The organism is Lacisediminihabitans sp. (genome assembly GCF_036404185.1).
Lineage (GTDB): Bacteria > Actinomycetota > Actinomycetes > Actinomycetales > Microbacteriaceae > Lacisediminihabitans.
In genome coordinates this window covers 1-9,111 of record NZ_DASWPB010000075.1, presented here as the reverse complement: position 1 = coordinate 9,111, position 9,111 = coordinate 1, and the positions used below count along the sequence as shown (strand labels likewise).

At 67.6% G+C, this 9,111-nt stretch carries 9 protein-coding genes and 1 tRNA gene; 5 read left to right on the top strand and 5 right to left on the bottom strand.

Going from position 1 to position 9,111, the window contains the following annotated elements; translation table 11 throughout:
- On the top strand, nucleotides 1–684 hold a 684-nt coding region (locus VGC18_RS04295; RefSeq protein ID WP_331094576.1), incomplete at its 5' end, for an HAD-IA family hydrolase.
- Nucleotides 685–725: 41 nt separating this feature from the next.
- On the opposite strand, the gene VGC18_RS04290 is transcribed toward VGC18_RS04295, so the two are convergent.
- Entirely contained in the window at nucleotides 726–2,258 is a 1,533-nt protein-coding gene (locus tag VGC18_RS04290; RefSeq protein WP_331094575.1) for an MFS transporter, read from the bottom strand.
- A 109-nt stretch (nucleotides 2,259–2,367) separates the two neighbouring features.
- Between VGC18_RS04290 and VGC18_RS04285 the strand changes: the two genes are divergently transcribed.
- The 4 genes from VGC18_RS04285 to VGC18_RS04270 all read left to right on the top strand — a co-directional run bounded on the left by VGC18_RS04285 (nucleotide 2,368) and on the right by VGC18_RS04270 (nucleotide 3,812).
- A complete protein-coding gene (locus tag VGC18_RS04285) occupies nucleotides 2,368–3,003 on the top strand; it encodes a TetR/AcrR family transcriptional regulator (RefSeq protein WP_331094573.1) in 636 nt (211 codons plus the stop codon).
- 31 nt (nucleotides 3,004–3,034) lie between these two features.
- Nucleotides 3,035–3,286 carry a type II toxin-antitoxin system prevent-host-death family antitoxin gene (locus VGC18_RS04280; RefSeq protein WP_331094571.1) on the top strand — a complete coding sequence of 84 codons (252 nt, stop codon included), beginning with the start codon at nucleotides 3,035–3,037 and terminating at the stop codon, nucleotides 3,284–3,286.
- Complete coding sequence (locus VGC18_RS04275) at nucleotides 3,271–3,696, top strand: PIN domain-containing protein (RefSeq protein ID WP_331094569.1); 426 nt, start codon at nucleotides 3,271–3,273, stop codon at nucleotides 3,694–3,696. The genes VGC18_RS04280 and VGC18_RS04275 overlap by 16 nt, the downstream gene beginning before the upstream one ends.
- Nucleotides 3,697–3,741: 45 nt before the next feature.
- Nucleotides 3,742–3,812 (top strand) — tRNA-Cys (locus VGC18_RS04270).
- 47 nt (nucleotides 3,813–3,859) lie between these two features.
- On the opposite strand, the gene VGC18_RS04265 is transcribed toward VGC18_RS04270, so the two are convergent.
- The 4 genes from VGC18_RS04265 to VGC18_RS04250 form a co-directional block, all read right to left on the bottom strand.
- Complete coding sequence (locus VGC18_RS04265; protein ID WP_331094567.1) at nucleotides 3,860–4,888, bottom strand: LacI family DNA-binding transcriptional regulator; 1,029 nt, start codon at nucleotides 4,886–4,888, stop codon at nucleotides 3,860–3,862.
- 105 nt (nucleotides 4,889–4,993) lie between these two features.
- On the bottom strand, nucleotides 4,994–7,045 hold the full coding sequence (locus VGC18_RS04260) for a glycoside hydrolase family 2 protein (protein ID WP_331094565.1): 2,052 nt from the start codon (nucleotides 7,043–7,045) through the stop codon (nucleotides 4,994–4,996).
- Nucleotides 7,046–7,106: 61 nt separating this feature from the next.
- Entirely contained in the window at nucleotides 7,107–8,012 is a 906-nt protein-coding gene (locus VGC18_RS04255; protein ID WP_331094563.1) for a carbohydrate ABC transporter permease, read from the bottom strand.
- A complete protein-coding gene (locus tag VGC18_RS04250) occupies nucleotides 8,009–8,980 on the bottom strand; it encodes a sugar ABC transporter permease (protein WP_331094561.1) in 972 nt (323 codons plus the stop codon). Before VGC18_RS04250 ends, VGC18_RS04255 begins: the two co-directional genes overlap by 4 nt.
- Nucleotides 8,981–9,111: the final 131 nt, after the last annotated feature.

Genomic DNA, 9,111 nt, shown 5'->3' with positions numbered 1-9,111 from the left:
CGACCGCCGAGTAACGTGAGTGCCGTGAGCGGTTCATCCGAAATCATCCCTCTCGCCTGCGCGGCCGTTCTGTTCGACTGCGATGGTGTGCTCGTCGATTCCCGCGAGGCGGGCGAACGCGCCTGGACCGAATGGGCGGAGCGGCACGGGCTGTCCGCCGCGGCGGTGCTCGACGGCATCCACGGCCGTCGCGCGGCGGAGACCGTCGGAATGTTCCTTCCGCCGGAGGAGACGGCGCAGTCGGTGGCGGAGGTGGAGGAGCTCGAGCTGGCCACGGCCGGGGACATCCTCGGGATCCCCGGGGCGAGCGAGCTGGTCAGGACCATTCCGGAGGATCGTGTGGCTCTCGTCACCTCGGCGTCGACGCGACTCGCCTCTCGCAGGCTCCAGGTCGCCGGCGTCCCGATCCCTGCCGTGATCGTGGACGGGAGCGACGTCGAACACGGCAAACCCGCCCCGGACTGCTACCTGCTCGCCGCCGAGCGCCTCGGCGTCTCGATCGCGGACTGCGTGATCTTCGAGGACAGCCCGACGGGCATCCGTGCCGGGCTCATCGCCGGCGCGAAGGCCGTGGTGGGTGTCGGCGAGAGCGCATCGTCCACCGCCGCCACCCTCGTCGTCCGCAGCCTCGAGGGCATCCGCTGGGACGGCGGGCTGGCCATTCCCACCACCGCGCTGCTGTAGCCGGCGACGGGAAGGATTCCCGCCGCCGGCCACGCACGCGATCAGTGCACGACGACCGGCTCGTCCTCCGTCGTGCTCGTCGTCGTGGCGGTGGGCACATGGTGCGAGAGCGAAAGCCCATCACCACGCCGCCGGAACAGCACGGCGGCCAGCACGGCTCCGAAGGCGAAGAACCCGGCGCCCCACCAGTAGGCCGTCGCGTAGCTGTGAACCGCGGCCTCCGCCGCCACCGTCGCGGACAGCGGAAGGTGCGAGGCGATGTAGTCCGTGGCCGCCGTCGCGGCGAGCGTGTTCAGCAGCGCCGTTCCGATCGAGCCGCCGACCTGCTGGCTGGTGTTGACCATGGCCGAGGCGACGCCGGCGTGTCCACGGTCGACGCCCAGGGTCGCCGTCTGCATCGAGGCCGGCATGATCGACCCCATCCCGAAGCCGAGGATCAGCAGCGCCGGAAGCACGTCCGCCGCGTAGGTGCTGGTGAGGTCGAGGCGGGTGAGGTAGACCATCCCGATGGCGGCGAGGATCATGCCGAAGGGCACCATGATCTTCGGCCCGAACCGCGGCACGAAGATGTTCGTCGACAGCTGGGCGGCCGTGATCAGCATGGCGATCATCGGCAGGAACGCGAGCCCGGTCTGGATCGGTGTGAAGTGCAACGACGTCTGCAGGTAGTAGGTGACGAACAGGAAGATCCCGAACATCCCGGCGCCGGCGATCATCACCGAGCTGAAGGCCGCACCACGGTTGCGATCGATGACGATCGACAGCGGGAGCAGCGGATGGACGGCCCTGCGCTGCCAGAGGACAAACGCGATCAGGAGGATGCCGGATGCCCCGAGGAAGCCCCAGGTGAGCGCCGAGCCCCAGCCGTCGGACTCCGCGTTGGAGAACCCGTAGACCAGGCTGAAGAGCGCGCCGGAGACGAGCAGGGTTCCCGGGATGTCGAGCTTCGGCCGCGGGCCGGTGCGGGTGATGGAGGTGACGAACAGGGAGGCGCCGATGATCGCGATGATGGCGATGAACACGTTGATGTAGAGATTCCAGCGCCAGTCGAAGTCCTGGGTCAGGAAACCGCCGAGCAGCAGCCCGACGGCGCCGCCCGCTCCGGCGATCGCTCCGAACACACCGAAGGCGCGGGCACGCTCCTTGGGGATGGTGAAGGTCGTCGTCAGCACGGCGAGAGCGGTGGGGGCGAGCAGCGCGCCGAAGGCACCCTGCAGGGCACGGGCGCCGACGAGCATCCCGAAGCTGCCCGCCGCGCCGCCGAGGGCGGATGCACCGGCGAAGCCGATCAGCCCGATGATGAAGGTCCGTTTGCGACCGATGAGGTCGGAGAGGCGGCCGCCGAGCAGCAGCAGGCTGCCGAAGGCGAGGGAGTAGGCGGTGACGATCCACTGACGGTCGCCGTTCGAGAAGCCGAGATCGGTCTGAGCCGAGGGCAGCGCGATGTTGACCACGGTCGAGTCGAGCACGACCATGAGCTGGGCCAGGGCGACGGTGACGAGCGTCCACCAGCGACGGGAGGGGGCCACGGAGGCGACGGGGGCGTCCGCGGTGAGGGAAGAAGACGAAGACATGAACGGTACTATATACGAAACTATCCAGTTTCGGATATTAACAGTTCCTGAATTAGTATGTTAGTAACATACGGCCCCGATTGAAAGGCCAGAAAGGGAGGTCGCCGCAATGACGCAGCTGCACCCCTCGGAGCAGACCCACAAACTCGGCCGCAAACGCGACCACAGCCGGGATCCCGAGATCCTGGATGCCGCCCTCGAGATCCTCGCCGAGACCGGCTACGACGGCATGACCATCGACATGGTCGCCGCACGCGCCAAGGCGGGCAAGGCCACCCTGTACCGCAGATGGCAGTCCAAGGGCGAGCTCGTCATCGACGCCGTCGCCTGCATGAAGAAGGGCGACGTCGACTACTCCCAACTGCCGGACACCGGCACGCTACGCGGCGACCTCGTCGCGATGATCAAACCGCACTCCATCGAGGACGGCGAGAAGAAGCTCCAGATCATGGCCGGGCTCACGTCGATGCTCTCCAGGGCACCGGAGCTCGCCGATGCCGCCAACGCGGCCATTGTCGAGCCCCGGGCATCCGTGAATCGCCTCTTCATGCGCCGGGCCATCGAGCGCGGCGAGATCTCCCCCGACTGCGACGTCGAGACGCTCTCCCTCATCAGTCCGTCGATGGCCGCCTACCGGGTGCTGATCCTGAGGAAGCCCGTCGACCGCGAGTTCCTCATCTCGCTCATCGATGGAGTGCTGCTGCCCGCCGTCGGGCTCGGCAGACAGACGGTCGCGAAGGGCTGACGGACGCGGCCGAATCAGATAATCTGACTATATGCGCACGCTCACCGCAACCGAGGCCAGCCGATCCTTTGCGTCGATCCTCGATGACGCCGAGCGGGGTGAAACCGTTGTCATCACTCGCGGCGGTCGCAGAATCGCAACGATAGCGCCGGCACAGAGAAGCAACGGCGGGGAGTTCCTCGGTCTGATGGAATCCCGGGAAACTGACGACGGGTTTGCAGCGGATGTCGCCGCCGCCCGAGAAGCGGTCGTCCTCGACGGGCCGGTATGGTCCGAAGACTGATCGTCGACACGGGTGTCCTGATCGCCTCCGAACGCGGACGGCAGGCGCTCCGTACGACGGTCGACGAGGACGACGACCTGGTCATCGCCGCCATCACGGTCGCCGAGTTGCGAACGGGAATCGAGTTGGCCGGTGACCAGCATCGAACCGCTCGCACCGAATTCCTGCTCAGCGTCTTGGAAGTCATGCCGGTCGAACCCTATGACCTCGCCACGGCAGAGGCCCATGGTCGGCTGCTCGCTCATGTCCATCGCACCGGGACGACACGCGGAGCGCACGACCTCATCATCGCCGCGACCGCAGTGGCGACGAAGCGCATCATCCTGACCTCCGACAGGAAAGCACACTTCGATGATCTGCCGGGGGTCGAGTCCCTCGTCATCGGATCGACCGGAGTCGACGGCCCGTAACATTCACCACATCGGATGACGGTGCGGCTACCGTGAGAGAGGCACGGCGCCTTGGCGGAGTGGTTACGCAACGGTCTGCAAAACCGTTTACACGGGTTCGATTCCCGTAGGTGCCTCGACTCGGGTCGACCGGGACCGTCGACGATCGAGGGCGAAGTGTGCCTCAGTTCGCGGCAGCCCGACCGAGCGTGCTCTCCCTGACGATGAGCTCGTGCTCCGCCCACAGCTCCACCGGGGCCTCATCCACCTCACCGGCAAGCCGCGCGACCAGACGCTCCACCGCCAGCCGGGCGATCGCCCCCTTGTCGGGAGCGACCGTCGTGAGCGAGGGGGTGTAGTACTTCCCCGCCTCGATGTTGTCGAAGCCCACGACGGCGACGTCCTCCGGCACCCGGAGGCCGGCGGCGAGCAGCACGCGAATCGCCCCGAGCGCGACGAGGTCGTTGAAGCAGAACACGGCATCCGGCGGGCCGTCGGGATGTCTCAACAGCGTCTGCATCGCCTCCGCGCCATCCGAGAAATGAAAGCGGCGCGTCGGGACGACGAGGGTGGGATCGACCTCGAGGCCGCGTCGTCGATGCGCCTGCTCATACCCACGGGTGCGCAGCTGCGCCGTCTCGCCGGTCTCGTACGGCTGGTCGCCGATCGCGGCGATCCTCGTGCGGCCGAGGCCGAACAGGTGGGAGGTGGCGAGATCCGCTGCGGCGACGTTGTCGATCGCGACATGGTCGTAGCCGCTGTCGGCGATGCGTTCGCCGAGCAGCACCAGCGGACTGGCCGCGTCCCGCCTGGCGAGGTCCGCCTGCGACAACGCCAGGGGGCTCAGGATGACGCCGTCGAACATCGCCGCGCTGCCGTCGCGCATCATGAGCTCGCGTTCGCGATCGGGCTCGCCGTCCGTCTGATCGACGACGACGGTGTATCCGTGTTCCCGAGCCGTGGTGACGACCGCGCGAGCGAGCTCGGCGAAGTAGGCGACGTCCAGTTCGGGCACCACCAGCGCGATCAGCCCGCTGCGACCGTGCTTGAGGTTGCGAGCCGTGACGTTCGGCCGGTAGCTGAGCTCGGCGACGGCGGTCTCCACGCGGATCCGCTTCTCGTCCGAGACCGGTGCGTAGCCGTTGACCACATTGGACACGGTGCGGATGGAGACGCCCGCACGCTCGGCGACATCACGCAGACGAGCGGCCATCGTTACCTCCCCCACTCATCCGTCACAGCATATTTCAACGATGCAGAGCACACCAAGTTCGCCTCACCTCCGGCGCGTGCGGCCCGTGCGCCGGGGGGCACCGGCCTAGCGCACCACGTCGACGGCCGTGCTCGCGAGGAGTTCGCCCTTGTGGACCAGCGCGATGTGGAGGCGTGCGGAGTCGACGCCCTCCGGGATGCGTTCGGAGATCGGGACGGGCGTGCCGAGCCGGTAGGGCTCCGCGCACGCCGTGGCCGCCGGCTTCGCCTGGACGATCCGATCGCTCGCGATCGTCCCGAGCGGTGCGCCCCACAGCGTGACGATATCGCCCTCGACGGGTGCGACACCGTGGTGGGAGAGGGACACCTCGAACTCGACGAGTCCGGTCGCACCGGTCACGAGATCCCGGCCAGGAGCCTCGGGAACGATGGACGGGATGAGCACCGTGTCGGCATTCGTGTCGGCTGGCCGGCTGCCGCCGGTGTCCTTGAGCCTCCGATCGGCGTCATAGAGGCCGGCCATCTCGTGTTCGACGTCATAGAGCTCCGTCCACACGTAGCCGGACAGCCGGTCGTAACGGCGCAGCTCGAGCGTCTGCCAGCGCAGGTTCCACCCGCGCTCCACGCTGGTGAACCCTCCGCCGAACTCGCTGTTCAGGTGGGGTTTCCCGTCGGCGGTCACCGGCTCGGCCGCCATGACCGGCTTGTCGACGATGATGCCGGGGCCGATCCCGACGGGGAAGGTGGCTTCCCGGTCGACCAGCAGGCCGTGCAGCTTACGAGCCCAACCCTCCGGGGTCTCGTCGTAGATGTGCCAGTCGACGATGTCGGTGGAGACGTGCGACCAGCCGGAGTTGTCGACGGCGGGACGCTGCGCATCGAGCGACTTCAGCAGGGCGAACGCGCGGCGAACCGCGTCCTGCTTGTCGGGATCTCCCGCCACGTCCCAGTCGAGGCCCCACTCCTCGTTGTACAGCCCCCACACCACGATGCTCGGGTGGTTTCCGTCACGACGGACCATCGGCTCGATCTGCGCTTCGAAGCGCGCGGCGGATTCCCTGGAGAATCGCCCGGTGCTGGCCGGCTCGGCCCAGACCAGCATCCCCAGCAGATCGGCGTGGTAGAGGAACCGCGGGTCTTCGAGCTTCAGGTGCTTGCGGACGACCGTGAATCCGGCCTCCCGGGCGAGCTGGATGTCCGTCACGAAGGCGTCGTCGTCCGGCGCGGTGATCCCGGTGCGCGGCCAGTAGCCCTGGTCGAGCACACCGCGCACGTACAGGCGCTCGCCGTTGAGAACGAGCGCCTCGCCGTCGACGGCGATGCTGCGCAGGCCGGTGTAGCTCGACACCGCATCGGTGCCGTCGGCCGAGCTGGCCTCGACGGCGACGACGTACAGGTTCGGGTCCTCCGGTCGCCAGAGCCTCGGCGACCGGATGGGCAGGACCGTCGAGATCGCGCCGGCGCCGGATGTCTCCACCACGACGGACTCCTCGCCCTCGACGGTCAGCCGCACACTCGCCGCGCCGGCCCGCGGCCCCGCGAGCTCAATCCGCGCCTCGATCCCGGCGAGATCGGCGGACGGGACAAGACTCAGCTGGGCAATGTAGGTCGCCGGCCGGGCCTCGAGCCAGACCGACTGCCAGATCCCGCTGCTCGGGGTGAACGAGCAGTTGTCATAGTCGTCGCGCGGAATGCTCCGCTGCTTCCCGTGGACGATGTACCGCTTGTCGAGGGGCGCGGAGACGCGCACGAGGACCGTGCCCCGCGTGCCCCGCAGCGCATCCGTGATGTCGAGCTCGAACGGCGTGTAACCGCCCTCGTGCTCTCCGACCGGGGTCCCGTCGACCCAGACGCTGGCGGCGTGGTGCACCGCGCCGAAGTGCAGCACGATGCGCTGCCCCGTCCAGCCGGCGGGCACCTCGATCTCGCGCCGGTACCAGCCGCAGGCCAGCCAGTGCGCGCCGACGCCGGACGCCTCGGTCTCCCACGCGAACGGCACGACGATCTGCTCGTTCCAGGTCGCGGCGCCGTCGGCCAGCTCGGCGGCAGAGGATGTGCCTTCTGCGTCCCGGCGGAAGTCCCACTGCCCGTTGAGGCTCAGCCACGAGTGTGACCGGTCGAAATGGGGGCGTGGGTATTCGGGGCGGATGGACGTCATGAGTTCTCCAGATAGATGGTGGTGATGGATGGCCGAAGGCGGCGGGTGGGGACGTGCAGGGTCAGCCGGTCATGCTGCCCTGCAGGGCACCCGCTCGGAAGTAGCGCTCCAGCAGAAGGAACAGGACGATGAGCGGCAGGACGGTGACCAGGCCTCCGGTGATGAGCACGGGGACGAGGTCGGCCTTCGTGCCGGTCTCGGCGGCCTGGGACAGCGAGGAGAGCCCGACCGTCAGCGGATAAAGACCGCTCTTGCTGAAGATGATGAGCGGCAGGAAGTAGTTGTTCCAGACGGCGACGACCGTGATGAGCAGCACGGTCATCAGGCCGGGGATGCACAGCGGGAGGGCGATGCGGATGAAGATGCCGAGCTCGCTCGCGCCGTCCATCCTGGCCGCCTCGATCAGGTCCTTGGGGACGGACGCCTCCACAAAGGTGCGCATGAGGTAGATCCCGACGACCGAGACCATGCTCGGCAGGATCATGCCCCAGATGGAGTTGACCAGCCCGACCTTCGCGTAGACCAGGAACAGCGGGAGAGCGAGCGAGGTGATCGGCACGAGCATGGTGGCCATCACGAGGAAGAACAGGGCGTTCGCGCCGCGGAAGCGGAACCGCGCGAATCCATAGCCGGCGAGCACCGAGAGGATGGTGGCGCCCACGGCGCCGACGATGGCGTAGAGCAGGGTGTTGCCCAGCCAGTTGACGAAGATGCCGGTGCCGCTGATGTTCCGACCGAGCGCCGCGATGTTCTGGAACAGGCGGAACGGACCGGAGAACCAGAACCCGAAGCTCCCGTACACGTTCGCCTGGTTCTTCGTCGCGTTGATGAGCAGCCAGACCAGCGGCGCGAGCACGAAGACCGCGAACAGCGCGCTGAGGATGGTGAGCAGGGTCGAGGTGCCCCGGCGGAGCCCATAAAGATGTGCGGGGACCAGATCGGGAGCCTGGCGTGGTCTGCGGCTCATCGGAACTCTCCATTTCTGCGGCGGAAGGCGAATCCGGCGACGGATATCAGCCCGATGATGACGGCCAGCACGACGGCGGCCGCGGCTCCGAGGTTGTATTGACCGCTGCCGACGGCCGTGTTGTAGACGAACAGGGAGGGCGTGAAGCCGAATGAGATGGCCTGCGGCTGGAAGGCGGACAGGATCGACGGTTCGGTGAAGAGCTGCAGCGCGCCGACGGTGTTCAGGAAGGCGAGCATGACGATCGAGGGCATCACCATCGGCAGCTTGATCTGCACGATGATGCGCCAGAGAGACGCGCCCTCCATGATCGCGGCCTCGGTCACTTCGCGCGGGATCGACTTCAACGAGGTGAAGAGGATGGTCATGTTGTAGCCGGTCCACTCCCAGATGACGATGAGGATGATGGTCGGCAGGATCAGGTTGCTGGAGAAGAAGTTCACGTCGCCGAACCCCAGCACCCGTGCCAGTTGGGCGTACGGCCCGAACCCCGGCAGCAGGAGGAACGACCACATCACGGAGGCGACGACACCGGGCACCGCGAAGGGGATGAAGAACACGGTGCGGAAGAAGCGGCTGAAGCGCACGATCCCGGCGTCGAAGATGGCCGCGAACAGGAACGCGATGGCGATGGTGACCGGCACCTGGATGACGCCGAACACGAGAACGCGGATGACGCCGCTCCAGAACTCGGACGACTGGAGCACGGTGGCGTAGTTCGCCATCCCGGAGAACGCCGTCCCCCCGACGAGACGGCTGGTGAACAGGCTCGTGTAGATCGCGTACACGGTCGGCACGAGCATGAACAGTCCGAGCATCAGCATGTGCGGCGCGATGAACACCGCTCCTGGCCATTGCCTGACCTTGGAGCCGCGGGCACGCGGCGGATGCTGCCCGTCGATGCGCCCCCTGCGGGGCCGCAGTCGGCGCGTCGTCGACGCCCCGCCCTGCACGATCTGGTCGGTCATGGAAGCTCGGTCCTTTCGATCTCACGGGTGGGGTGCCCCGGGGCGGCGTCGCCGCCGAGGGGCACCCCCTGATTGTTGCCCTGCGGTAATCCTCAGTTCGTGGTGACCGTGAACCCCTCCGACTTGGCGTA

Excerpts from the sequence above, each read along its gene's own strand:
- VGC18_RS04275 (WP_331094569.1), top strand. The coding sequence starts at position 3,271 with ATGGTCCGAAGACTGATCGTCGACACGGGTGTCCTGATCGCCTCCGAA.
- VGC18_RS04250 (WP_331094561.1), bottom strand. The coding sequence starts at position 8,980 with ATGACCGACCAGATCGTGCAGGGCGGGGCGTCGACGACGCGCCGACTG.
- VGC18_RS04265 (WP_331094567.1), bottom strand. The coding sequence starts at position 4,888 with ATGGCCGCTCGTCTGCGTGATGTCGCCGAGCGTGCGGGCGTCTCCATC.
- VGC18_RS04260 (WP_331094565.1), bottom strand. The coding sequence starts at position 7,045 with ATGACGTCCATCCGCCCCGAATACCCACGCCCCCATTTCGACCGGTCA.
- VGC18_RS04280 (WP_331094571.1), top strand. The coding sequence starts at position 3,035 with ATGCGCACGCTCACCGCAACCGAGGCCAGCCGATCCTTTGCGTCGATC.
- VGC18_RS04255 (WP_331094563.1), bottom strand. The coding sequence starts at position 8,012 with ATGAGCCGCAGACCACGCCAGGCTCCCGATCTGGTCCCCGCACATCTT.
- VGC18_RS04285 (WP_331094573.1), top strand. The coding sequence starts at position 2,368 with ATGACGCAGCTGCACCCCTCGGAGCAGACCCACAAACTCGGCCGCAAA.
- VGC18_RS04290 (WP_331094575.1), bottom strand. The coding sequence starts at position 2,258 with ATGTCTTCGTCTTCTTCCCTCACCGCGGACGCCCCCGTCGCCTCCGTG.